Genomic DNA, 23,645 nt, shown 5'->3' on the forward strand with positions numbered 1-23,645 from the left:
GGGGAAGACCTGACGCAGCGTGCGTCGGTCAAACCCGCGTCAGGAGTTGGACAGGCGGTCGCGAATCTCGATCAGCACATCCAACTCGGACGGGCCGGTCTTGACCTCTGGGGCGACATCGTCGGGCTTTTCTGCGACAGCCTTGAGACGGTTCACGAACTTCACCAGCATGAAGACAACGAAGGCGATGATCAGGAAATTGATGATCGCGGTGACGAACGCACCATAGGCGAAGATCGCTGCACCGGCTTCGCGCGCGGCATCCAGACCGATGCCCTGCGGCACTTCACCTGCCAACACGATATACATCGACGTGAAATCGATCCCGCCCAAGATCAGGCCGATGATCGGATTGATCAGGTCCGTGACAAGGCTGGTAACGATGGCGGTGAACGCGGCACCGATGATGATCCCGACGGCGAGATCCATGACATTGCCCTTGGCAATGAAGTCCTTGAATTCCTGAAGCATGAAGCTGTCCCCTTCTTTTTACGTCTGCGACTGTTCGCCGCGATCGCCCTATAGGCTTAGCCGCAAGGCCGGGGAAGCCTTTTTACGCAGGGGAAAGCGCGTATGCGCTGACGCACTTGGTTTGCCGAAGTTGGTGCGCCTGTGCGTGTTCGCAAGTTTTGCGGTGAGGGCAAAGCACTAGATCGCAAGCGACACCGACCAAAAGGACCATTTTCATGACCGACCTGAGCGCCTTTCCAATCACCCGCAAATGGCCCGCCGAGGACCCATCGGTGATTCAACTCTATTCTTTCCCAACGCCCAACGGCGTGAAGGCCTCGATCATGCTGGAAGAGGTCGGCCTACCGTACGAGGCGCATCTGGTGAAACTTGGCGACGAATACGTCAAATCGCCGGAGTTCCTGTCTCTGAACCCCAACAACAAGATCCCCGCGATGATCGACCCCAACGGGCCGGACGGCCCCATCGGCCTATGGGAGAGCCACACGATCCTGACCTACCTTGCCGAAAAGACAGGCAAGCTGGGCGGCACCGGCGCTGCGCGGTGGGAGGTGCAGAAGTGGCTGTCGTGGCAGGTCGGCGGGCTGGGTCCGATGTTCGGACAGTTCGGCCATTTCGTGAAGCTGGCGAAAGAAGACGTGCCTTACGGCAAGGAACGCTACACCGAAGAAGCCAAGCGCCTGCTGGGCGTGATCGACCGTCAGCTAGAGAGGCGCGCGTGGGTCGCGGGCGACTACTCGATCGCCGATATCGCCATCGCTCCGTGGCTGAACGCCTTGGCGTTCTACGAGGGGCAGGAACTGGTCGGCTGGGACGACCACACCAATGCCGTGGACTACGTGCGCCGTTTCTACGAGCGTCCTGCCGTGCAGAAGGGCAAGTCCATCCCCGATCCGAAGGGCTAGGGTCGCGGCAGAAAGCTGTTACATTTCGGAAGCGATGATGGCGCGGTTAACGTCTTGGCAATGACTTTTTTTCGTAGCTGAAATCTCCAGCTACGAAAAAAAGATGTTAACGGCAGAATTTGCAATTTATGCCAACACTTTAGAAACAGGCACCGCGTCGCGCTTCTGCGCCTGCCCGACGGGCTCGTTCGTCAGCTGCCCCGCATGCACGTTCAACCCTTCGGCAAGGTTCGCGTCGTCCCGGCACGCCTGCTTCCAGCCCTTGTCGGCCAGTGCCAGCATGAATGGCATCGTCGCGTTCGACAGCGCTTGCGTCGATGTGCGCGGCACCGCACCCGGCATATTGGCGACGCAGTAGTGCATGATGCCGTCGATCTCGAACGTCGGGTCCTGATGCGTCGTGGCCTTCGAGGTCTCGAAGCATCCCCCTTGGTCGATGGCCACATCCACCAGCACTGCGCCGGTCTGCATGTCCGCCAGTTGCGCGCGGCTGATCAGCTTGGGCGCTTCGGCCCCCGGCACCAGCACCGCGCCGATCACCATGTCGGCCTCTGCCACCAATTCGGCAGTGAAGGTCTTGGACGCATAGCCCGTTTTGAACCGTTGCCCGAACATGTCGTCCAGCGCCCGCAAGCGCGGCAGCGAACGGTCCAGAACGGTGACGTCCGCACCCATCCCCGCAGCCACCCGCGCCGCATTGGTCCCGACGACACCGCCGCCGATCACCACGACGCGCGCAGGCTCGACCCCCGGCACGCCGCCCATCAGCACACCACGCCCGCCGTTCGCCTTCTGCAGCGTATAAGCGCCCATTTGCGGCGCAAGGCGACCGGCCACCTCGGACATCGGGGCCAGCAACGGCAGACCGCCGCGCCCATCCGTCACCGTCTCGTAGGCGATGCAGGTGGCACCACTGGCCAGCAGATCGTCGGTCTGGGCGCGATCGGGCGCAAGGTGCAGGTAGGTGAACAGCACCTGCCCTTCGGACAGCATCGCACGCTCTGACGCCTGCGGTTCCTTGACCTTCACGATCAGCTCGGCGGCGTCGAAAATATCCTTCGCATCCGGCACGATCCGCGCGCCCGCAGCCTCGTAGTCGGCATCCGTATAGCCGGCCCCTTCGCCGGCACCCGCCTGAATCATGACGTCATGGCCGTGAACGACCGCCTCGGCGGCGGCGATAGGGGTCAGTCCGACGCGGAACTCCTGCGCCTTTATCTCTGTGGGGCAGCCGATCTTCATGGGTCCGTCTCCTGCGGTTTCATTCCATAGGAGTCTAATCCGCTTCGGCCGGAAGAGGAGTGCGTTCTGCCTTGCCATTTCCAGCGGTAGCGGCAGGATCATGCGCAACACACGCATAAAACAGAAGGACTGCCCGCCATATCCGCAATTGATGAAATAGACCGACGCATCCTACGCGTGCTACAACGCAAAGGGCGACTGTCGAACGCCGAACTCAGCGCAGAGGTCGCCCTTAGCCCCTCTGCCTGCCACCGCCGTGTTGCACGCCTGGAATCCGAAGGCTTGATCGCAGGCTACGCCGCATTGCTGAACCGCCGCGCCTTGGCGCGAGGCGTAACCGTCTTCGTCGAGATCACATTATCCGCCCAATCGGACGACACGCTCGACGCGTTCGAGGCAAGCGTGCTCCGTATCCCCGAGGTGCTGGAATGCCACCTGATGGCCGGGTCGGCGGACTACCTGCTGAAAGTCGTGGTCGCCGACAGCGAGGATTTCGCGCGCCTGCATCGTCGCCACCTTGCCCGTCTGCCGGGTGTGGCGAAGATGGAATCGAGTTTCGCCCTCAAGCGCGTGCGGGAGACGACGGAGATACCTCTGTGATGTAATGCGCTGCCGCATCCAGTGCCGCGCGCCCTTCCGGGATCAGGTCGGGCCACAGCGGAAACAGATGCCACAGCCCCGGCCAGACGCGCAGATCCACCTCCGCACCCGCAAGCGCCGCACGGCGCGCGAAGATCAGCGAGTCGTCCAACAATATCTCTGCCCCACAGGCCAAAATCATCGTCGGCGGCAGGCCGGTCAGATCGGCCGTGGCGGGCGAGACCTCTGGGTCCGTCGGGTCATAATCGCCCAGCGCCATCCGCGCGAAACTCTCGTCGCCCTCGTGGTCGTTCATCAGATCAGCATCACGCTTCCGCGTCTCGGACAGTCCCGTGCGGTCGGTGTTGGGCGACATCAGCACCAGCCGCTGCACCAGGTCGGGCCGCCGCATCCACATAATCAGCGCCAACTGCCCACCCACCGAGTCGCCCACAACGGGCACGCAGCCCAGTGCCTCCAGCACCGCCTGCGCGGCATCGGGCTGGGCGGGCCACTTATGCTCGGGCGCCTTGGGATAATCCGGCACGATCACCTGCCGACCCGTCGCTTGCGCCACATACCCAGCCGCCAGCGCATGGGTCTCCGGTGATCCCAGCACCAACCCGCCGCCATGCAGCCACAGGATCGGAGGACCTTCACCAAACATCCCGCAAGGCACGCCGGCAATGGTCTCAGTCAGTACATCGGGCAAGGGCGCAAACAGATGGGAGAACGCCGCCCGCATCTGATCCGGCGCGCCGTCCATCTCGGTATCACGAATGCGCTGCGCCAGCGCGGCTTTGTCTTTGGGGCGATCTGTCATAGCCAGCCAACGCACGGCCCGCCGGGCGGTTCAGCGCGCGCGCAGTCGCAGGAAGATATACAGCGGCAGCCCGCAACTCACCCCGATGCAGAACGTCGCCGGGATCGCGATCAACCGCAGCCAGTCGCGGGTCTGCGCGGCTTCCCACAGCACCCAGACCGTCAGGGCAATAGCCGCAATCGTCAGGTCCCAAACCAGCCCGGTGGTCGAGGCGTTCACGTACCACGCATCGATCATCTGACCAAAGGAATTGCCCTGCCCCAGATAGGTCATAAACCAGTACATCGGATGCACCGCGCCCCAGACCGCCAGTGCAAGGAACACCCAACGCATCAGCGTGAGCTGCCGGAAACGCCGATGGTCGCGGTGCCGGATACATCGATCCGCACACCATCGCCCGTGGTCTCGATGCCCGGCGTGACAGGTTCGGGCTGGCCGTCGGCACCACATGCGGCCACCGTCAGGACAAGGATCACAGCAAACGGCTTCATCACAAGCGTTCCTTCCAACGGGCGATCTGCGCGCGCACGTTGTCGGGCGCGGTTCCTCCGTAGGATGTGCGCGACGCGACCGAGTTGTCTACGCCCAAGACGGCGAACACGTCCTCGGTGATCGACGAATGCGCCGCCTGCATCTGCTCCAGCGACAGGTCGGGCAGGTCGCAGCCTTCGGATTCCGCCAGCGCCACCAGCGATCCGGTCACATGGTGGGCGTCGCGGAACGGCAAGCCAGCCTCTCGGACCAGCCAGTCGGCAAGGTCGGTTGCGGTGCTGAACCCATGCCCGGCGGCGGCGCGCAAGGCGTCCTTGTTCGCAGTCAGGTCCGACACCATCCCCGTCATCGCCGCCAGCGATAACATCAACGTGTCGGCGGCGTCGAAGACCTGTTCCTTGTCTTCCTGCATGTCCTTTGAATAGGCGAGCGGCAGCCCCTTCATGACCATCAAAAGCGCCGATTGCGCCCCGAAGATGCGCCCGATCTTGGCGCGGATCAGCTCTGCCGCGTCGGGGTTCTTCTTCTGCGGCATGATCGAAGATCCGGTCGAGAAACGGTCCGACAGCGTAACAAAGCGGAACTGCGCGGAGGACCATATCACCAGTTCCTCGCTCAGGCGGCTCAGGTGCATCGCGAGGATCGAGGACGCGCCAAGGAAGTCCAGCGCGAAGTCCCGGTCGGACACAGCATCCAGAGAGTTCGCCATGGGCCGGTCGAAGCCCAGCGCGTCCGCCGTCGCGTCCCGGTCGATCGGGAACGACGTGCCCGCCAGCGCCGCAGCACCCAGCGGCGACTCGTTCATCCGCTTGCGCGCATCGGCGAAACGGGACGCATCGCGGCCCAGCATCTCGACATAGGCCAGCATGTGATGCCCCCATGTCACCGGCTGCGCGGTTTGCAGGTGGGTGAAGCCCGGCATCACCCAATCCGCGCCAGCCTCTGCCTGCACCAGCAACGCCTTTTGCAGCGCTGCGATGCCGTCCAAAGCCGCATCGCATTGGTCACGCACCCAAAGCCGGAAGTCGGTCGCCACTTGGTCGTTGCGCGACCGGCCCGTATGCAGCCGCCGCCCCGCGTCGCCGATCAGTTCGATCAACCGCGCTTCCACGTTCATGTGGATGTCTTCCAGCGCTGTCGAAAACTGAAACCTTCCGCCCTCGATCTCTGACAAGACCGTCAACAGGCCTTCCCGGATCGCCTCTGCATCCTTATCCGTGATAATACCCTGCGCCGCCAACATCGCGGCATGGGCCCGAGAGCCCTGCACGTCCTGGGCCGCAAGTCGCTGGTCGTACCCGATCGAGGCGTTGATCGCCTCCATGATCGCGTCCGGGCCACCGGCGAAGCGGCCGCCCCACATGGCGTTCGAGCTCTTGGAATCGGACATGAACGACCTTTCGGAGGATGACATGAAATTGCTTGCCGCCGCTCTTTATCTGGCGCTTGTCACGGGCGCAAACGCCGCAGACCTTTCGGGTGTCGAACTGGCGGGCGACATGCGCAAGCTGGTCGTCCATTCCGAACCGAAGTCGGTACCGGACCTGACGATGGAAGCCCCCGACGGCACGCAAACGACGTTGGCCGAGTACGCGGGCCAACCCGTCGTGTTGAACTTCTGGGCAACGTGGTGCGCCCCCTGCCGCGAGGAAATGCCGGCGTTGCAGCAGATCCAGCAGGACGGGCTGGCGCAGGTCGTGACGCTGGCGACAGGTCGGAACTCGGTCGAAGGCATCGAACGCTTCTTCGAAGAAGAGAGCATCACCGATCTGCCGATTCTACTGGACCCGTCGCAAACCGCCGCGCGCCAGATGGCCGTCCTTGGCCTGCCTGTCACCGTTCTGATCGACGCGAAGGGCCAAGAAGTCGCACGCCTGACCGGCGGCGCGGACTGGGCGGACGAAAACGCCAGGGCCGTACTGGAAGCCCTTCGATGATCCACCTCCCCCCGCTTCTGGCCGCATCGGCGGTATTCTACGGCGTGCGCTGGCTGCGGCGCGGGCGCGTCGGCACCGAAGACGCCGCCCGCGCGATCTGGTCCGACGCGCATCCGGGGGATGATGTAATCCGCTGCGCCGTGTCCCAGGACGGTCGCGCGGCGCTGGTGGAAAGCGACTGGGGCATGGGCGTGATCGGGCACAACGGGCGCATGGTGCAGCGGCTTGATACGGTCGCCGTCGAGCGGTCGGCCGACGGCCTGACCGTTCATGTGCCCGGAGACACCGTGCCCCTCAGGTTGTCGCAAACCGAAGCGACCGACTGGCACCAGCGCCTATCGTCGTCCCGGCCCAGCATCGACGCCGTCTGACTACACCGCCGCCTTGCGGCTCTCGTCCAGATAAATTTCGCGCAGGCGCGCCGCGACCGGGCCGGGGGTGCCTTCGCCCACGGCCTGCCCGTCAATTTGCACCACCGGCATCACGAAGGTGGACGCCGAGGTCACGAAGGCCTCGTCCGCCGCCTGCGCCTCTGCCAGCGAGAACGAGCGTTCTTCCACCTTCATCTGCGCCTCTGCCGCGAAGCGTAAAACGGCGGCGCGGGTGATCCCGTGCAGGATCTCGTGCCCCAGATGCCGCGTGATGATCGTGTTGTCCTTCACGATATAGGCGTTGTTCGACGTGCCTTCGGTGATCATGTCGTCCTCGATCATCCACGCATCGTCCGCGCCCGCTGCCTTTGCCGCCATCTTGCCCATGGACGGGTACAAAAGCTGCACTGTCTTGATGTCGCGCCGGTCCCACCGCAGGTCGGGTATGGTGATGACCTTCAGCCCCACCTTCGCCATAGGCGCATCCGCCAGCCCGGGCTTGGTCTGCGTGAACAGAACCACCGTCTGCGGCGTCCCCTCTGGCGGGTAGGCGAAATCGCGATCCGCCGCGCCGCGCGTGATCTGCAAATAGATCAGCCCATCCTCGATCTCGTTCTCCGTCACGAGCCGCCGATGAATGTCCAGCAGCTCGTCACGGCTCATGGGCATCCCCATGTCCAATTCACCCAGACTGCGCTCCAACCGCACGGCGTGACCTTCGAAGTCCAGTATCTTGCCGCCCAGCACGCTTGTCACCTCGTAAACGCCGTCGGCGAACAGGAACCCCCGGTCGAAAACCGAGACCTTGGCATCCTCTTCGGGCAGGAAGTCGCCGTTGACATAGACGGTGCGGGACATGGGCGGGCCTTTCGCGTTGTGCTTCGGCGGTGTGCGGCACCCGCGCGGCCCGGTCAAGATCGGCGTGGTCGCGGGACGCGCGGGGGGCTAGGATCGCGGTGATGCTGGACGCCGACTCATATCACGCCGCGCTCGACGCGCTGGACTGGCAGATCGACCTTGGCGCGGACGAGGCGATTCTGGATGCGCCCGTGAACCGCTATGAGACGGCTGCCGCACCCAAGGCGAAAGCCGCCGAAGCCCCGACGCCCGTCGCCGCCCCGGAACCGTCGGTAGAGGCGCAGAAGGCAGCCAACGCCGCCACGGACCTGGACGGCCTGAAAGCCGCCCTTGCCGCGTTCCAGGGGTTCGAAATCAGAAGAGGCGCGCGCAACTTGGTGTTCTCGGATGGAGACTCCTCTGCCCGCGTCATGGTGATCGGAGAAGTCCCGGATCGCAATGAGGACCGTGAAGGCAAGCCCTTCACCGGCCCCGCGGGGCAGTTGTTCGACCGTATGTTCGCCGCCATCGACCTGTCGCGCGACGGGGGCCTCTACGCCACCTGCGCTCTGCCGTGGCGCACGCCCCACGACCGCGCCGCGACGCCCGATGAGCTGACGATGATGCGTCCCTTCCTGCTGCGCCACATCGAACTGGCCGCGCCCGACGTCCTGATCATCATGGGCAGCACCCCGGCCGAGCTGCTCTTGGGCCGGGCCGCCATCTCGCGCCTGCGCGGCAAGTGGACCGAAGCGGCAGGCAAGCCAGCGTTGCCCATGCTGCACCCCGCCGCCTTGCTGAAAACACCCGAGGCCAAGCGCGACGCATGGGCCGACCTGCTGTCCCTGAAGGCCCGGCTATGAAGATCCTCGCCGTCTCGGACCTGCACTGCGACACAGCCGCCGCCGATGCGCTTGTCTCTGCCGCCGGTGCCGCCGATCTGGTCATCGCCGCGGGCGACTTCGCGAATGCGCATCAGGGACTGGACGCCTACATGGCCCGCCTTTCCCCCATCGCCGACCGCATGATCTGCGTGCCCGGCAACAACGAGACAGAAGCCGCCCTGCGCAAAGCGACCAATGCGACCGTGCTACACGGCGAAACTTGTGAGTGGAACGGCCTGCGCATCGCAGGCCTTGGCGGCGGCATCCCGCCCCTGCCCTCGCTGCCGTGGAAAAGCTGGGACCTGGCGGAAGCCGAAGCCCAAGCGCGCCTAGACCGGATCGACGGTGCCGACATCCTGATCACCCACTCCCCTCCCATCGGTTTGGGCGACAACCACACGACTCTGGGCCACATCGGATCGACCGCCATCAAAAGCGCCCTGCTGCGCCTACGCCCGCAGCTTGCCCTCTTCGGCCATATCCACGACTGCTGGGGTGAAAGCGGCATGCTGGGCGACACGCATTGGTGCAACCTTGGCCCGCAGTCGCGCTGGTTCACGCTCTAGCCCTTGGCAACGCGCCTCACGCCCTACCTCCCTCATCAGCACAGAAGGAGAGCCGCCATGACCACCTATACACCGCCGAAAGTCTGGACATGGGACAAGGAGTCGGGCGGCAAATGGGCCAGTCAGAACCGCCCCATCGCGGGCCCCACCCACGACGCCGACCTGCCGCGCGGCGACCACCTTTACCAGTTGCACTCGATGGGTACGCCCAACGGCCAAAAGGTCACGATCCTGTTCGAGGAATTGCTCGCCGCAGGCTTTGATGCCGAATACGATGCCTGGATGATCGACATCACGGAAGGCAGCCAGTTCGGCTCTGGTTTCGTGGAGGTGAACCCCAACTCCAAGATCCCCGCGCTGCTCGACTACACCGGTGACACGCCCGTCCGCGTTTTTGAGTCGGCCGCGATCCTGATGCACCTCGCGGAACGCTACGGCGCGTTCCTGGGCAACAACCACACAGAGCTTCTGTCGTGGCTCTTCTGGCTGCAAGGCTCGGCACCCTACCTTGGCGGCGGTTTCGGCCACTTCTACGCCTACGCGCCCGAAAAGTTCGAATACCCCATCGACCGCTTCGCCATGGAAACCAAGCGTCAGCTCGACGTGCTGGACCGCCACTTGGCCGACCACCAATTCCTTGCAGGCGACGACTACACCATCGCCGACATCGCCACCTTCCCGTGGTACGGCCGCATGGTCTTCGGCAAAGCCTACGACGCCGGCGAATTCCTGAGCGTCCACGAATACGACCACGTGATCCGCTGGGCCAACGAAATCGCCGCCCGCCCCGCCGTCAAACGCGGCCAGATCGTGAACCTCAAGGGCGAGGGCAAGTTGGAAGAACGCCATGCCGCCTCTGACTTCGACGCGCTGAACCTCTAGGCTTCATCGTTCCAGAAATACCTCGGGGTTAGGGGGCAGCGCCCCCGTCCGCGCAAAGGATCCCACACCCATGAGCCGTATCGACGAGACCCGCGATTTCATCCCCGCCCGCATCGCCGTTCTGACGGTCAGCGACACGCGGCAGGCCGATGACGACCGCTCCGGCGACACTCTCGTCCAACGCCTTACCGATGCGGGCCACACCCTAGCGGCCCGTGCGATTTTGCGCGACGAACGCGACGGCATCGCCCAACAACTGCGCGACTGGTGCGACGGGGGTGAGATCGACGTGATCCTGACCACGGGCGGCACTGGCCTGACGGGCCGGGACGTCACCGTCGAAGCCCACCGTGACGTCTACGAGAAAGAGATCGACGCTTTCGGCACCGTCTTCACCCACGTCTCGATGGCAAAGATCGGCACCTCTGCCGTCCAGTCCCGCGCCTGCGGTGGTGTGCGCAACGGCACCTACCTCTTCGCCCTGCCCGGCAGCACCGGCGCCTGCAAGGACGCGTGGGATGAAATCCTGAAATGGCAGCTCGACTACCGCCACCGCCCCTGCAATTTCATCGAGATCCTGCCAAGGCTCGACGAGCACATCCGTCGCAAGTGAGTCCCCAACCAAGCCTTGTTCACCGAATCGCAATATGGGATCGGTAGCCAACCAAGAGCAGCACAGAAACGGGCACCATGCAGGACCCACAGGCGATCCTCGCCTCAGTCTTCGGATTCGACGCCTTCCGCCCCGGTCAGGCGGACATCGTGCAGGCCGTCACGGATGGTGAGCCGGTGCTGGCGATCATGCCCACCGGCGGCGGAAAATCCCTGTGCTTCCAACTGCCCGCCCTCCTGCGCGATGGCCTGACGCTCGTGGTCTCCCCCCTGATCGCCCTCATGCGCGACCAGGTGCGCGGCCTTCAAGAAGCGGGCGTCGCCGCAGGTTGCCTGACCAGCGCGAACACCGAAGAGGAAACGCAAGCCGTCTGGGAGGCCATCGCCGACGGCTCGCTGAAACTCCTCTACCTCGCCCCCGAACGCCTCGGCTCTGCCGAACGGATGCTGTCCCGCGCCAACATCTCCATGATCGCGGTGGACGAAGCGCACTGCGTCAGCCAGTGGGGCCACGACTTCCGCCCCGATTACCTGCGCATCGGCGCGTTGCGCCGGTCGCTGAACGTGCCCCTGGCCGCCTTCACCGCCACCGCCGACGCCGAAACGCGCGAGGAAATCGTGCGCCGTCTGTTCGACGGCATTGAGCCGCGCCTATTCTTGCACGGCTTCGACCGTCCGAACATCCATCTGGCCTTCACGCCAAAGGACAAGCCGCGCGAGCAGATCCTGAACTTCGCCGCCGCGCGAAAGGGGCAGTCCGGCATCGTCTACTGTGGCACCCGCGCCAAGACCGAAGGTCTTGCCGATGCGCTGAACAAGCAGGGTCACATGGCCGCCGCCTACCACGGCGGGATGGAGGCCGACCAACGCCGCGCCGTCGAACACCGTTTCGCGGTTGAAGATGGGCTGATCGTCTGCGCTACCGTCGCCTTCGGCATGGGGGTCGACAAGCCGGATATCCGCTGGGTCGCCCACGCCGATCTGCCCAAGTCGATCGAGAGCTATTACCAGGAAATCGGGCGCGGCGGCCGGGACGGTGCCCCTGCCGAAACCCTCACCCTTTACGGCCCCGACGACATCCGCCTGCGCCGTAGCCAGATCGACGAAGGCACGGCACCGCCCGAACGCAAAGCCGCCGATCATGGCCGACTGAACGCGCTTCTGGGACTGGCCGAGGCACTGGGCTGCCGTCGCACCCAGCTCCTCGCCTACTTCGGCGAAGACAGCGAACCTTGTGGCAACTGCGATCAATGCGAAAAACCGCCCGAAACCTTCGACGGGACCGAAGCCGTGCAGATGGCCCTGTCCGCCATCCTGCGCACCGGCGAATACTTCGGCACAGGGCACCTTGTGGATATCCTGACCGGTCGCGCGACCGACAAGGTCAAGCAACGCAGCCACGATGATCTGCCCACCTTTGGCGTTGGACAGGCCACTCCCGCCAAGCAATGGCAGGCGATCTACCGCCAGATGCTGGGCCGCGACCTTGTTCGCCCCGATCCCGAGCGCCACGGCGCGCTGCGGCTGATGGAAAGCTGCCGCCCGATCCTCAAGGGCGAGGCGCAAATCAAGCTTCGTCGCGACACGCTGACCGCCCGTGACCGCCCCGCCGTCAAGACGCTGGTATCGGAAGAGGACGCGCCGCTTCTTTCCGCGCTAAAGGCCCAGCGCCGCGCTCTCGCGGAAGCACAGAACGTACCCGCCTACATCATCTTCAACGACAAGACCCTGATCGAAATGGCCGAACGCCGCCCCACCGATCTGGACGGCATGGCCGGGATCACCGGGGTCGGCGCGAAGAAGCTGGCCGACTACGGCGCGACATTCCTGAAGGTCATCAACGGCGCGGTGGAAGAGGCTCACCCCGCCCGGCGCAAGCTGGCAGGCCAAGCCGCGGGTACCGTCTACGACCGTCTGATGGAAGCGCAGGGGGACCTCGCACGCGGCGAAGACGGCACCGGCAAGCCCATGTCCTGCCCCGCCGGCACCCTGCGCTGGATCGCCGAGCGCCGTCCATCCGATCTGGATCAACTGGCGCGCGCGCCGGGCCTGAACCAACCCAAGCTGGATCGCTTCGGAGACCGCTTTCTCGAAATCTGCCGCGACACCTGACCGGGTTGAGACCGCGCGCCCCACGACGTATCTCAGGGCTTGCAGGAGGTGCCACATGCTCATCGCGATCTCGCCAGCCAAACGTCTGAACTGGGACACGGTCAACGTCCCGACGACCGAACCCCGTTTGCAGGATCAGGCCGACATCCTCGCCGGTCACGCGCGGCAACTTTCGCTGGGCGATCTGAAGTCGCTGATGGGCCTGTCGGACGATCTGGCCAAGCTGAACCGCGACCGCTTCCGCGACATGGCCGATGGGACAGACCGCCGTCCCGCCGCCTGGGCCTTTGCGGGCGACACCTACCAGGGGTTGGAAATGCCGACGCTGGATGAAGCGGCGCAGGCCTTCGCCGACGATCACCTGCGCATCCTGTCCGGCCTTTACGGCGTGCTGCGCCCCCGCGACGGGATCGAGGCCTACCGCCTTGAAATGGGCAGCAAACTGAAGACCCGGCGCGGCAAGTCCCTGTATGACTTCTGGGGGGATCGCCTGTCGCAGGTTCTCAACGACGACGCCGCGGCCGCTGGCACGCATGTCCTTCTGAACTGTGCCAGTCAGGAATACTTCGGCGCGGTGGATGCCAAGGCTTTGAACCTACAGGTCATTACACCCCGGTTCCTAGATGAGAAGAACGGGCAGGCCAAGGTGATCTCGTTCCACGCCAAGCGGGCGCGCGGCGCGATGGCGCGCTTCGTATGCGAGCACAGGATCACCGACCCGGCAGCGCTGATGGACTTCGATACCGCTGGGTATGCCTACGCGCCCGACCTGTCCGAACCGGATGCGCCCGCCTTCTTCCGTAGCGAGGCGGCCGCGCAAGCGGCCTAGCCGCCCTTTGCCTCTCGCGCGTTGTCCAGTTCTGCCGACAGCGCATCGCGCTTAAGTGGCTTGTGGATGACCCGGTCCATACCGGCCGTCAGGAAACGCTGTATCTCTTCCGGCAGGATATGTGCTGTCATCGCCACGATGGGCAGCGGCGGCCTGTCCTGATCAGCCTCCCACTTGCGCAAGCGGCGGGTCGCCTCGCAGCCGTCCATGTCGGGCATGGAGATATCCATCAGCACCAGATCGGGCGGATCGGCGCAGACAAGATCGATGCACTCCTGCCCGTTCTGCGCGATCCTAAGATCGACGCCCAAAGGCTCCATCAACTTGCCGAGCACCATGCGATTGGTCGCATTATCTTCTGCCGCGACAACCCGCATGACAGGTCGCACCATCGGGTCTGCGCGCGCAGCGTCCGGCCCCGGTTCCGAGGCGACGGGCAACGGCAGGACGCAATCGAACGCAGCGCCACCGCCTTCCCGGTCACGGTAGGTCAGCGTGCCACCCATCTGCTCAGCCAGCTTGCGACAGATCGCAAGGCCAAGGCCACTGCCATCGTGCGGTCGCGCGGTGCCGTCCTGCGCTTGTGAAAAGCCTTGGAAGATATGCTCGACCCTGTCCGCAGGAACGCCCGCGCCGGTATCCAGAACGGACAAGCGTAGCGCTGGCTGGCCCTTTGCGCTTCGATCGGAAGCAGCCTGCACCGTCACCGTTCCGGCGTCCGAGAATTTCACGGCATTGCTCAACAGGTTGGCAAGGATCTGACGGATACGTCGCGCGTCGCCCATGAAGCTGACGGCCAAACCGGGCGAGGCGTCCGGCACCAACGTCAGGCCTTTCAGACGCGCCTGCGCCTCGAAGCTAGCCACCGTTTCCTGCACCAATGCGACGGGTGAGAACGCATCCGAAGACAACACGATCCGATCAGCCTCTGCCCGCGAAAAATCCAGAACGTCATCCATGAAGGTTAGCAGCGCCCCGGCAGAACGGCGCAACGTACGCGCAAGTTCGATCTGGTCCGCATCCAGCCCCGTCTCCAGCAGCAGGTCTGCGGTACCGACAAGACCGTTCATCGGGGTGCGGATTTCATGGCCCATGTTAGACAGGAAGGCCGACTTCGCACGCTCCGCCGCCTGCGCCGCCGTATGCATGCGCCGCAACTCGATCTCCTGCTCCTTCATCGCCGTGATGTCGATGCGGAAGCCGGCGCGCCCGCCATCGGGCGTCTCGACCTCGACCACGCGCAACCACCTGCCGTCGCTGATCTGCTGCTCAATCGGCTTGCCATCCAGGTTCTGGTGCCGATCCAATCGCTCTTCCAGCCAGGCCTCTTCACGTCCGATGGCCTCTTGATACTGTCCGCTGCGCAGGCCTGCTTGCAGGATATTGGTAAAGGTTGTGCCGGGCGTTATCGCATCCCGCGAAACGGCGTAGAAACGGCGGTATTGCTCGTTGCAGGTGACCAGCCGATCCTCGGCGTCGAATACAACGAACCCATCCGGAAGCGCCTCGATCGCAGATTGCAGCCGCAGCATGTCGGTTTGGTCACTGCCGCGCGACACCACACCACCGTCCGGCAATCGCGTTTCGATCAGCTTGATGATTCGCCCATTCCACAGATACATCACTTCTGGCGGAATCGGGTCGTGCCGCCATCGGCCCGCCATGTATTCGGGCCAGTCATTCCCTCTGTTGCCCGGATCGACGACCCCTTCCTGCAGGAGCGCGGCGAACAAATCCCGTACCGGCGTGCCGGGCTGCGTGACGTCCAACCCGTCGAAGATCGACAGGTAGGCCGCGTTGGCCGCGATCAGACATTCTTGCGCGTCGTAGATCGCAAATCCGTCCGGGATGGTCTGCAAGGCCGCCCACAGCGCGGATTTTTCCATCCGCTCGCCCGCGCGATCTTCGGCTGCATCGCGGGCCACGCGGTCTCGGTCGGCGCGCAGCTCTGCGTTCTCTGCCGTCAGCTTCTCGGCTTGATCACGCCAATCGGCCATACGGCGATGCAGTGTGCCGTTCGCCAGCTCAAGCTTGCGCAACTTATCGCTAGAGGCATCGACGCTGGTCACCAGCATGCGCTCGGCGGCAAGCCGATTGCGCCGATCCTGTTCCTGTCGCGTCAGTTCTGCCCCGCGCATCCATCCCATCCTTACGTGCCCGCGCACCATGGCGCGGGCCGTCCTAAGGTTGGGTTAACACGCGATCAGAGACGTTCGATCGCCAGCGCGATACCTTGGCCGCCGCCGATGCACATGGTGATCAGAGCGATCTTGCCGCCTGTGCGTTCCAACTCGTACATGGCCTTCACGGTCAGGATCGCGCCGGTTGCGCCCACCGGGTGGCCCAGCGCAATCGCACCGCCGTTCGGGTTCACCTTGGCTGCATCCAGCCCCAGTTCGCGGTTCACAGCGATGGCCTGCGCGGCGAAAGCCTCGTTCGATTCGATCACGTCGAAGGCGTCGGCGGTCAGGCCCGTCCGCTCCATCAGGTTGCGCACGGCGGGGATCGGGCCGATGCCCATCACCTCTGGCCGGACACCGGAATGCGCGTAGCCCACCACCCGGAATTTCGGCGTAAGGCCCGCATCGCGTGCGGCCTGCCCACGGGCCAGAACCAAGGCCGCGGCACCGTCGTTGATGCCGCTGGCGTTGCCCGCCGTGACGGTGCCGTCCTTCTGGAACACGGCGCGCAGCCCGGCGAGCTTTTCCAGCGAGGTCTGTTTGGGGTGCTCGTCCTTCGCAAAGGTCGCCGTCTCGCGCCGCGACGCGATCTCGACCGGCGCGATCTGCTCTTGAAACCGATCGTCCGCCATCGCCGCCGCCGCGCGTTCCTGGCTGGCCATGGCGAAGGCGTCCTGATCCTCGCGCGAGATGCCGAACTCGGAGGCGACGTTTTCCGCCGTGACGCCCATGTGGCCGGTGCCGAAGGGGCAGTTCAGCGCGCCCAGCATCATATCGCGCGTTTCCACGTCACCCATCTTCTGGCCCCACCGCGCAGCAGGCAGGATGTAGGGAGAGCGGCTCATGCACTCGGCCCCGCCCGTCAGCGCGAAGTCGCAATCGTTCATGGCAAGGTTCTGGATCACCGATACGATGGCCTGCGCGCCCGACCCGCACAGGCGGTTCACGTTCATCGCAGGCACGGTTTCGGGCACGCCCGCGTCCATCGCGGCGACGCGCGACAGATACATATCGCGCGGCTCTGTGTTGATCACATGCCCGAAGACGACATGACCGATCTGGCCCCCTTCGACCCCGGCACGCTCCAGTGCGGCGCGGCTGGCGGTGGCGGCAAGGTCGATAGGTGGCACGCCGGACAGGCTGCCGCCGAAGGTGCCGATGGCGGTGCGGGCACCGGACAGGATCACGATATCGTCGAGCATTGTGGTTTCCTTCTCTTTTCACCAGCACACATAATCCAACACACCACTTCCGCCCAGCGCAACGCCACGTTCGCGCCTTTCAAAAGACGGATGCCATGTTTCGTTACGCTTTCTTGCTGCTCGCCCTGACCGCTCCTGTCGCCGCGCAGGAGGCACCTGAACCGCGACCCGACCGCTCTGTGATGGACGCCGCCGCGCAGTCGGCGCTTGACGATTGGGCCAGCGCCTATCGCGGACGGGCATTGGTGCAAGGCGTGCCGCGCGCCGTGCTGGATCCGGTGCTTGACGGTCTGACCCTGCGCCCAGAGGTCGTCGCCGCCGACCGCGACCGCCGAGCGATGCAGCAGCCGGTGTGGACCTATTTCGACACCGCGATCACCGAGGAACGAATAGAAGCAGGCCGCGCTGCGATGGCGCGAGAGACGCGTATTCTGGAAGCGATCGAGTCCCGCTACGGCGTTGAGCCACAGATCATCGCCGCGATCTGGGGCATCGAAAGCGACTACGGCAGGGATTCCGCGCTCGACGATGGCCTTGCGGTTCTGGCCAGCCTGGCGGAGGGCGCGCGTCGTCCCGCCGCGTTCGAGGCCCAGTTGACCGCCGCCCTGAAGATCGTCGAGGCGGGCGACGTCGAAGCCAGCGATATGAGCGCGGCCATCGACGGCACGATGGGTCAGACCGGCCTGCTTCCGACGACGTTGATCGTGCACGGCGTCGATTTCGATGGCGACGGACGTCGCGATGTCTGGGACGACAGTGCCGACGCCTTGGCGACCACCGCCGCATTCCTGTCCAGCTACGGTTGGGTGCCGGGCCAGCCTTGGGGCGTGGAGGTGACGCTGCCCGATGGCTTCGACTACGGGCTGGCGCGTCGGGCCGAGACGCAATTGCCTTCGGAATGGGCAGAGCTGGGCGTCACCGGCACCGATGACGCACCCGTCGACGACTTCGGTCCGGCCTCGATCCTGCTGCCGGCTGGGGCGGAGGGCGCGGCCTTCCTGATCTTCCCGAACTTCTCTGTGCTGGAACGCTATGATGCCACCGACGCATGGCCCCTTGCCGTCGGCCTCTTGTCAGACGGCCTGACCGGCGGCGACGCGCTGGCGGCCGACTGGCCACGGGACGACCGTATTCTGACAGAACAAGAACTGACAGAGATGCAGCGTCTGCTGACCCAATCCGGATTCGACACCTTTGGCATCGACGGACGGGTCGGCCCCCTGACCATCGCCGCGATCCGCGCCTTTCAGACGGATCGCGGAATGGTGCCGGACGGCTACGCGTCATTGCGCGTGTTGCGCGCGTTGCGGGACTAGTCGACCGTCAGGTCAGAGACTGTGGCGTCGATCATCGACTCGGTATCGTCGCTATCGGCGGACACTGCGATCCCCAGCAGTTGGGATGGTCGCTCTCCGAACGCGCGGTCCAGATCGGCATCGAAGTCGATGCTGACATCGCTCTGCCCAGTGCCCGTCCCTTCGACCACGATGGTCTTGCCGCGCTCGCCCAGATAGGGGCTATCCAGCATCGTGCCCGGCTCTGACTGACCGCCGCGCACGTAGACAAGGATGCGGGCGTTGTCCTCCCCCAGAAGGGAGCGCAGCGACGCGCCTTCCAGCCGCTCTGCCGTTTCGGGGTCAGCGAAAACGAAATAGAGTGCCAGATTGCGGTCATCGCCACCCTTCACCGACAGATCGGTTGCCGGAACGCCATCGCGAACCTCCCACGACCAGCTTGCCGTGCTCGCATCCGCCAGATCGGGCGTGCGACGATAAACCAACGACACCGCGCCGTCGGAAGCGACGGTCAGCGCATCGCCCTCGCGCGCATACTCGTTGCCCTTCTGGAACGGGAAGCGCTGATCTTCCCATTGGTCGTCGAAGGGCACAGGGGCCGCGACGGCGGCAAAGGGTAGCAGCGACAAGATGGCGGCGGTCAGGATCGGACGCATGGGACTCTCCGGTTTCACTTCGGTTCATGTTACCAGTGACACGTACGCTGGGGCGCGAAAGGTCCACCGCTGACCAAAGCGTGATGGGTGTTTCATCCTCGAAAAGGTCTGGGAACCCGTTCGTGCAGCGTGCCCGCCTCCAACCCACACAAGACTTTCCGCCGAAGGGGGTTGGAACATTGGCCCGGAATAAGCATTTCACATCATAAGACATCTCCGGACGCGGCCATTCAGCCGCCCGTGCTGCGGAACAAGGCGCATTCTGCCCGATCCCACAGCCGCCGGTCACACAATCGAAACGCACCACTCGCGTCCGGGGCAAGGCTCCGGCCACGCGCGCTGTCATCAAACTGAAAGGATCGCCTATGCTTCGCATCGCCACCACCCCAGCCCTATGGTCGAACGACGACGACCATACCCTTGGCGCCAACACCTCTGTCGAGACCGCTTTGACCGCAATCGCAGAGCTGGGCATCGAAGGGGTCGAGGACGGCCACAAGCTGCCGACCGAGCCGGGTGCGCTGAAGGCGACGCTGGACCAGCATGGGCTGACCTTCGCCGCCGGTTTCCACGGCACGCACCTACTGGACCGCTCTGCCGAGGACGAGATCGAGGCGCTGGCCCCCGTCATCGTTCGCCTGCAGGAAGTCGGCTGCAAGACGCTGGTGCTGCGCGAAGTGTCGAACGCGATCAGCGATGCGGACACGCCCATGTCCCGCAAACCAACGCTGGACGACGCCGCGTGGGACAGCTTCGGCCTGAAGCTGGAGCAGGTCGCCAAGCATCTGGCCGAACATGACATCGTCGCGTCGTATCAGCCCTACGCCGGAACTGTGATCCACACCCCGGAAGAGATCGACCGCCTGATGACAGAAACGGGCACCAACCTGTTCCTGTGCTTCGACTCCGCGCAGATCTATGTCGGCGGCGGCGATCCCGGCCAAGTGCTGACGCGCCACCTGCCCCGCGTGCGCCACGTCCACCTGGGCGACGTGCGGGTGCGTCCGCTGACCAAGTCCCGCATGGGCGACACTGGCTGGCCGGAAGCCGTTCGCGCCGGCATCTTCGGCCTGCCCGGCGACAAGGACGGCTCTGTCGACTTCAAGACGCTGCTGAACTTGCTGACCGCCTCTGAATACGAAGGCTTCGTGACCCTCACCGCCGGGATCGACCCCGAGCGGACCAACCCGAAAGAGGCGTTGACGCAGGCGATGAAAACCTTGGCCAATCTGGCGCAGAACGGCACCGTCGCCGCCTGATCCATCTTTCCATTGAAAAGATCAAAATGACCGGGCCTCGTGCCCGGTCTTTTTACATGCGCGACCATGTGCCGATCACAATTCGAGCGGTCATGCTTTTCATTGCCCGAGAATGCGCCATAATATCCGGAAATCGCGTGCAGTATTCAGGACCGAGGTTCTTATGACCGACAAACCATCCCTCTCCCGTCGTTCCATTCTTGTCGGCACAGCCCTCACCGGTGCTGCTGCTGCAGTCGGCGGTGCTGCCGATGCGGCCACCGACATCGCTCCCGTCACCGATGACAAGCGTACTGTCGTCCTGAAGGACACGCCCCACACCCGCGCCTACATGGCGCTGGCGCGAAAGGGATAAGACCATGCTCAAGCGCACATCCAGCCGAACCCGCTCTGCCCGTCGTTCCGACCCCGCACCTACAGCACGTGACACCGGCCTCTCGCGCCGTGGTTTCCTGCAGGCGTCCGGCGTCGCGGGAGTCGGCCTTGCCGCCATCAGCGGCCTGCCCCGCACCGCCCGCGCGCAAACGGCGGTAGAAGCCGCCGACCTGCCGCAGTTCAAGAAGACCATCTGCCAGTTCTGCTCGGTCGGCTGCTCCATGTGGGCAGAGGTCGAAAACGGCGTCTGGGTCGGTCAGGAACCGGCGTTCGAGTCGCCCATCAACCAAGGCACCCACTGCGCCAAGGGCGCGGCCATGCGCGAGATCAGCTTGGGCGAACGTCGCCTCAAGTATCCGATGAAGAAGGTGAACGGCGAATGGACCCGCATCAGCTGGGACCAGGCCATGGAAGAGATCACCACCAGGATGCTGGAGCTGCGGGACGAATTCGGCCCCGATTCCACATACTGGCTGGGTTCTGCCAAGTTCTCGAACGAACAGTCCTACCTCTTCCGCAAGCTGGCCGCCTTCTGGGGCACCAACAACGTCGACCACCAGGCCCGAATCTGCCACTCGACCACGGTCGCGGGCGTCGCCAACAGCTTCGGCTACGGCGCGATGACCAACACCTTCAACGACATCCGCAAATCGAAAAGCATCTTCCTGATCGGCGGCAACCCCGCTGAAGCGCACCCCGTATCCATGCTGCATGTCCTGAATGCGCGCGAGAACGGTGCGAAGATGATCGTTGTCGATCCGCGCTTTTCCCGCACCGCCGCCCATGCCGACGAATACGTCCGCATCCGTCCCGGCACCGATATTCCGTTCCTCTGGGGCCTCGTGCGAGAGATTTTCGAAAATGACTGGCAGGATCAGGAATACCTCGACCAGCGCGTCTGGAACATCGAAGAAGTCCGCGCCGAGTGTGAGCAGTGGACGCCAGAGGCCGTCGAAGACGTCACCGGCATCCCCGCCGAACAGACCCGGCAGGTCGCCCGCACGCTGGCCGAGAACCGTCCCGGCACGCTGATCTGGTGCATGGGTCTGACCCAGCACACCATCGGGTCGTCCAACACCCGCGCCGCGTCGATCCTGCAACTTGTCCTTGGCAACATCGGCAAGGAAGGCGGCGGCGCAAACATTTTCCGCGGCCACGACAACGTGCAGGGCGCGACCGACCTTGGCGTCGCCGTCGACACGCTGCCCGCCTACTACGGTCTGGCCGCCGGTGCATGGAAGCATTGGTGCCGCGTCTGGGACACCGAATATGAAGAAATGAAGGCCCGTTTCGCCAGCACCGAACTCATGGAAGCCGCCGGCATGCCGCTGTCGCGCTACATGGACGCGATCAACGAAGAGAACGAGAACCTAGACCAGCCGAACCCCATCAAGGCGATGATGTTCTGGGGCCACGCCGCGAACTCTATCACGCGCGGCCCCGACCAGATGAAGGCGCTGGATGCGGTCGATCTGCTGTGTGTCATCGACCCCCACCCGACGCAGGTGGCGATCATGACGAGCAAACAGGACGGCGTATACCTGTTGCCCGCCGCGACGACGGCGGAATGCCACGGCTCGGTCACCAACTCCAACCGCTCGGTGCAGTGGCGCGACAAGGTCTTCGACCCGTTGTTCGAGGCCAAGACCGACTACGAAATCACCTACCGCTTCGCCCGCGCCTTCGGCTTCGCGGACGAGATGTTCAAGCACATCGAGGTGGATGGCGTAGAGCCTGTCGCCGAATCCATCCTGCGCGAGATCAACCGCGGCACGTGGACGATCGGCTACACCGGCCAAAGTCCGGAGCGTCTGAAGAAGCACATGCGCCAGCAGGAAGATTTCGACTCGACCACGCTGATCGGCAAGCCCGGCACCGATGTCGAAGGTGAATATTTCTGCCTGCCGTGGCCCGCTTGGGGCACGCCTGAAATGGGCCACTGCGGCACTCCGATCCTGTACAACACATCTAAATCGGTGGCCGAGGGCGGCCTGCCCTTCCGTGCCCGTTGGGGCGTGGAGCACGAAGGCTCGAACCTTCTGGCCGAGAACAGCTTCACCGTCGATTCCGCGATCGAGGATGGCTATCCCGAAATCACCCTCGGCGTGATCGAGGCGCTCGGCTGGGAAGGTGAACTGACCGCGAAAGAGCGGCTGATCATCGCGATGGTGGGCATCGACCGCTTCACCCACGATCTGTTCGACATCAGCGAAGAAGATGCGCAGGCCCGCATCCGTCAGCTCAGCGTCGAGGCCCTGCGCGAGCAGGCGCAGATCTCTTCCGACGACATCGACGGCTCGTGGCAGGGCGGTCAGGGCGGTCGTGCGAAAAGCGCCGACCAGACACTGACGACCGAATTGCAGTCGGAATATCCCGAAAACGCCATGACCGCGATCATGTCCTACCTCTCCAGCCAGGAAGAGGCGGAAGAGGGTAAAAGGCTGCCCGTGGAAGAGCAGATCCGCCGCGTGAACTGGAAGACCGACCTGTCAGGCGGCCTGCAGCGCGTCGCGATCAACCACGGCCTTGCCCCCTACGGCAACGGCAAGGCGCGCGCCGTCGTCTGGAACTTCCCCGACACCGTGCCCGTCCACCGCGAGCCGCTGTATACCAACCGCCGAGACCTGCTGCCCAAGTTCGCCACCTACGACGACCGCCGCTCGTGGCGCTTGCCGGTCAAGTTCGGCTCTATCCAGGAACAGGACTTCAGCCAGGACTTCCCGATGGTCCTCACCTCGGGCCGTCTGGTGGAATACGAAGGCGGCGGCGACGAGACCCGCTCGAACAAGTGGCTGGCCGAGTTCCAGCAGGAAATGTTCGCAGAGGTGAACCCCCGGGACGCCGCGCTGCAGGGCATCACCGACGGTGACATGATCTGGGTCGAAACCCCCGCCGGTCGGGTGCGCGTCGCCGCGATGGTCACGCCGCGCATCGGCGTCGGTACGGTGTTCATGCCGTTCCACTTCGCGGGCTTCTTCCAGGGCGAAGACCTGACAGACCGCTACCCGCAGGGCACCGCGCCCGTCGTGGCGGGCGAGGCCGCGAACACTGCCTGGACCTACGGCTACGACGTCGTGACCCAGATGCAGGAAACCAAGGCCACCCTCTGCCGCATCGCGCAGGCGTAAGGAGTAAC

At 64.5% G+C, this 23,645-nt stretch carries 24 protein-coding genes; 14 read left to right on the forward strand and 10 right to left on the reverse strand.

The genetic code is table 11. From position 1 onward, the window contains the following. Positions 1-39: 39 nt before the first annotated feature. On the reverse strand, positions 40-471 hold the full coding sequence (gene mscL, locus FIU81_RS14700) for a large conductance mechanosensitive channel protein MscL (protein ID WP_124110331.1): 432 nt from the start codon (positions 469-471) through the stop codon (positions 40-42). A 215-nt stretch (positions 472-686) separates the two neighbouring features. Here mscL and FIU81_RS14705 point away from each other — a divergent pair, with 215 nt between their 5' ends. Beyond that, a complete protein-coding gene (locus FIU81_RS14705; RefSeq protein WP_124110330.1) occupies positions 687-1,376 on the forward strand; it encodes a glutathione S-transferase family protein in 690 nt (229 codons plus the stop codon). 126 nt (positions 1,377-1,502) lie between these two features. Here FIU81_RS14705 and ald read toward each other — a convergent pair whose 3' ends face one another. Continuing rightward, positions 1,503-2,618 (reverse strand): alanine dehydrogenase, encoded by a 1,116-nt coding sequence (gene ald / locus FIU81_RS14710; RefSeq protein ID WP_124110329.1) that lies wholly within the window; start codon positions 2,616-2,618, stop codon positions 1,503-1,505. A gap of 138 nt (positions 2,619-2,756) precedes the next feature. Here ald and FIU81_RS14715 point away from each other — a divergent pair, with 138 nt between their 5' ends. Beyond that, a complete protein-coding gene (locus tag FIU81_RS14715) occupies positions 2,757-3,218 on the forward strand; it encodes an Lrp/AsnC family transcriptional regulator (RefSeq protein ID WP_124110328.1) in 462 nt (153 codons plus the stop codon). Here the strand turns inward: FIU81_RS14715 and FIU81_RS14720 are convergent. Genes FIU81_RS14720 through argH form a run of 4 tightly spaced genes read right to left on the reverse strand, consistent with a single transcriptional unit; the run spans position 3,181 to position 5,902 of the window. Then, entirely contained in the window at positions 3,181-4,020 is an 840-nt protein-coding gene (locus FIU81_RS14720) for an alpha/beta fold hydrolase (protein ID WP_124110327.1), read from the reverse strand. The genes FIU81_RS14715 and FIU81_RS14720 overlap by 38 nt on opposite strands. 30 nt (positions 4,021-4,050) lie before the next feature. Continuing rightward, a complete protein-coding gene (locus tag FIU81_RS14725) occupies positions 4,051-4,353 on the reverse strand; it encodes a DUF2834 domain-containing protein (protein WP_124110326.1) in 303 nt (100 codons plus the stop codon). Continuing rightward, the gene (locus FIU81_RS16810) at positions 4,353-4,511 is read right to left on the reverse strand and encodes a hypothetical protein (RefSeq protein WP_172971491.1); all 159 of its coding nucleotides are present in this window, start codon (positions 4,509-4,511) and stop codon (positions 4,353-4,355) included. The genes FIU81_RS14725 and FIU81_RS16810 overlap by 1 nt, the downstream gene beginning before the upstream one ends. Continuing rightward, a complete protein-coding gene (gene argH, locus FIU81_RS14730; protein WP_124110325.1) occupies positions 4,511-5,902 on the reverse strand; it encodes an argininosuccinate lyase in 1,392 nt (463 codons plus the stop codon). The genes FIU81_RS16810 and argH overlap by 1 nt, the downstream gene beginning before the upstream one ends. On the opposite strand from argH, the gene FIU81_RS14735 reads away from it, so the two are divergent. Both FIU81_RS14735 and FIU81_RS14740 read left to right on the forward strand, forming a co-directional pair. Beyond that, positions 5,901-6,449, forward strand: coding sequence for a TlpA family protein disulfide reductase (locus FIU81_RS14735; protein WP_254695933.1), 549 nt, complete (start codon positions 5,901-5,903; stop codon positions 6,447-6,449). The two genes, argH and FIU81_RS14735, sit on opposite strands and share 2 nt — an antisense overlap. Next, the gene (locus tag FIU81_RS14740; RefSeq protein WP_124110324.1) at positions 6,446-6,820 is read left to right on the forward strand and encodes a hypothetical protein; all 375 of its coding nucleotides are present in this window, start codon (positions 6,446-6,448) and stop codon (positions 6,818-6,820) included. The genes FIU81_RS14735 and FIU81_RS14740 overlap by 4 nt, the downstream gene beginning before the upstream one ends. On the opposite strand, the gene FIU81_RS14745 is transcribed toward FIU81_RS14740, so the two are convergent. Continuing rightward, a complete protein-coding gene (locus tag FIU81_RS14745) occupies positions 6,821-7,678 on the reverse strand; it encodes a D-amino-acid transaminase (protein ID WP_124110323.1) in 858 nt (285 codons plus the stop codon). Between the two features lie 104 nt (positions 7,679-7,782). Here FIU81_RS14745 and FIU81_RS14750 point away from each other — a divergent pair, with 104 nt between their 5' ends. The 6 genes from FIU81_RS14750 to yaaA all read left to right on the forward strand — a co-directional run bounded on the left by FIU81_RS14750 (position 7,783) and on the right by yaaA (position 13,542). Then, positions 7,783-8,520, forward strand: a complete 738-nt coding sequence (locus FIU81_RS14750; protein ID WP_124110768.1) for a uracil-DNA glycosylase — start codon at positions 7,783-7,785, stop codon at positions 8,518-8,520. Next, complete coding sequence (locus tag FIU81_RS14755; RefSeq protein WP_124110322.1) at positions 8,517-9,107, forward strand: metallophosphoesterase family protein; 591 nt, start codon at positions 8,517-8,519, stop codon at positions 9,105-9,107. The genes FIU81_RS14750 and FIU81_RS14755 overlap by 4 nt, the downstream gene beginning before the upstream one ends. Positions 9,108-9,164: 57 nt before the next feature. Beyond that, a complete protein-coding gene (gene yghU, locus FIU81_RS14760; RefSeq protein WP_124110321.1) occupies positions 9,165-9,989 on the forward strand; it encodes a glutathione-dependent disulfide-bond oxidoreductase in 825 nt (274 codons plus the stop codon). Between the two features lie 70 nt (positions 9,990-10,059). Further along, the gene (gene moaB / locus FIU81_RS14765) at positions 10,060-10,602 is read left to right on the forward strand and encodes a molybdenum cofactor biosynthesis protein B (RefSeq protein ID WP_124110320.1); all 543 of its coding nucleotides are present in this window, start codon (positions 10,060-10,062) and stop codon (positions 10,600-10,602) included. Between the two features lie 77 nt (positions 10,603-10,679). Then, positions 10,680-12,713 carry a DNA helicase RecQ gene (gene recQ / locus FIU81_RS14770; protein WP_124110319.1) on the forward strand — a complete coding sequence of 678 codons (2,034 nt, stop codon included), beginning with the start codon at positions 10,680-10,682 and terminating at the stop codon, positions 12,711-12,713. A 55-nt stretch (positions 12,714-12,768) separates the two neighbouring features. Further along, positions 12,769-13,542 (forward strand): peroxide stress protein YaaA, encoded by a 774-nt coding sequence (gene yaaA / locus FIU81_RS14775; protein WP_124110318.1) that lies wholly within the window; start codon positions 12,769-12,771, stop codon positions 13,540-13,542. Here the strand turns inward: yaaA and FIU81_RS14780 are convergent. Together FIU81_RS14780 and FIU81_RS14785 are read right to left on the reverse strand one after the other, a co-directional pair. Beyond that, positions 13,539-15,680 (reverse strand): PAS-domain containing protein, encoded by a 2,142-nt coding sequence (locus FIU81_RS14780; RefSeq protein ID WP_172971492.1) that lies wholly within the window; start codon positions 15,678-15,680, stop codon positions 13,539-13,541. The genes yaaA and FIU81_RS14780 overlap by 4 nt on opposite strands. 65 nt (positions 15,681-15,745) lie before the next feature. Further along, on the reverse strand, positions 15,746-16,924 hold the full coding sequence (locus tag FIU81_RS14785) for an acetyl-CoA C-acyltransferase family protein (RefSeq protein WP_124110316.1): 1,179 nt from the start codon (positions 16,922-16,924) through the stop codon (positions 15,746-15,748). A gap of 95 nt (positions 16,925-17,019) precedes the next feature. On the opposite strand from FIU81_RS14785, the gene FIU81_RS14790 reads away from it, so the two are divergent. Beyond that, positions 17,020-18,240, forward strand: coding sequence for a lytic murein transglycosylase (locus FIU81_RS14790; protein WP_254695934.1), 1,221 nt, complete (start codon positions 17,020-17,022; stop codon positions 18,238-18,240). Here the strand turns inward: FIU81_RS14790 and FIU81_RS14795 are convergent. Then, positions 18,237-18,875, reverse strand: a complete 639-nt coding sequence (locus FIU81_RS14795; protein ID WP_124110315.1) for a DUF3047 domain-containing protein — start codon at positions 18,873-18,875, stop codon at positions 18,237-18,239. The genes FIU81_RS14790 and FIU81_RS14795 overlap by 4 nt on opposite strands. A gap of 365 nt (positions 18,876-19,240) precedes the next feature. Here FIU81_RS14795 and FIU81_RS14800 point away from each other — a divergent pair, with 365 nt between their 5' ends. The 3 genes from FIU81_RS14800 (at position 19,241) to FIU81_RS14810 (ending at position 23,637) form a co-directional block, all read left to right on the forward strand. Further along, positions 19,241-20,134 carry a TIM barrel protein gene (locus FIU81_RS14800; RefSeq protein ID WP_124110314.1) on the forward strand — a complete coding sequence of 298 codons (894 nt, stop codon included), beginning with the start codon at positions 19,241-19,243 and terminating at the stop codon, positions 20,132-20,134. A 163-nt stretch (positions 20,135-20,297) separates the two neighbouring features. Beyond that, entirely contained in the window at positions 20,298-20,489 is a 192-nt protein-coding gene (locus FIU81_RS14805; protein ID WP_124110313.1) for a twin-arginine translocation pathway signal, read from the forward strand. A gap of 4 nt (positions 20,490-20,493) precedes the next feature. Beyond that, positions 20,494-23,637, forward strand: coding sequence for a molybdopterin-dependent oxidoreductase (locus FIU81_RS14810; RefSeq protein WP_254695935.1), 3,144 nt, complete (start codon positions 20,494-20,496; stop codon positions 23,635-23,637). Positions 23,638-23,645: the final 8 nt, after the last annotated feature.

This window comes from Palleronia sp. THAF1 (assembly GCF_009363795.1).
Taxonomy (GTDB): domain Bacteria; phylum Pseudomonadota; class Alphaproteobacteria; order Rhodobacterales; family Rhodobacteraceae; genus Palleronia.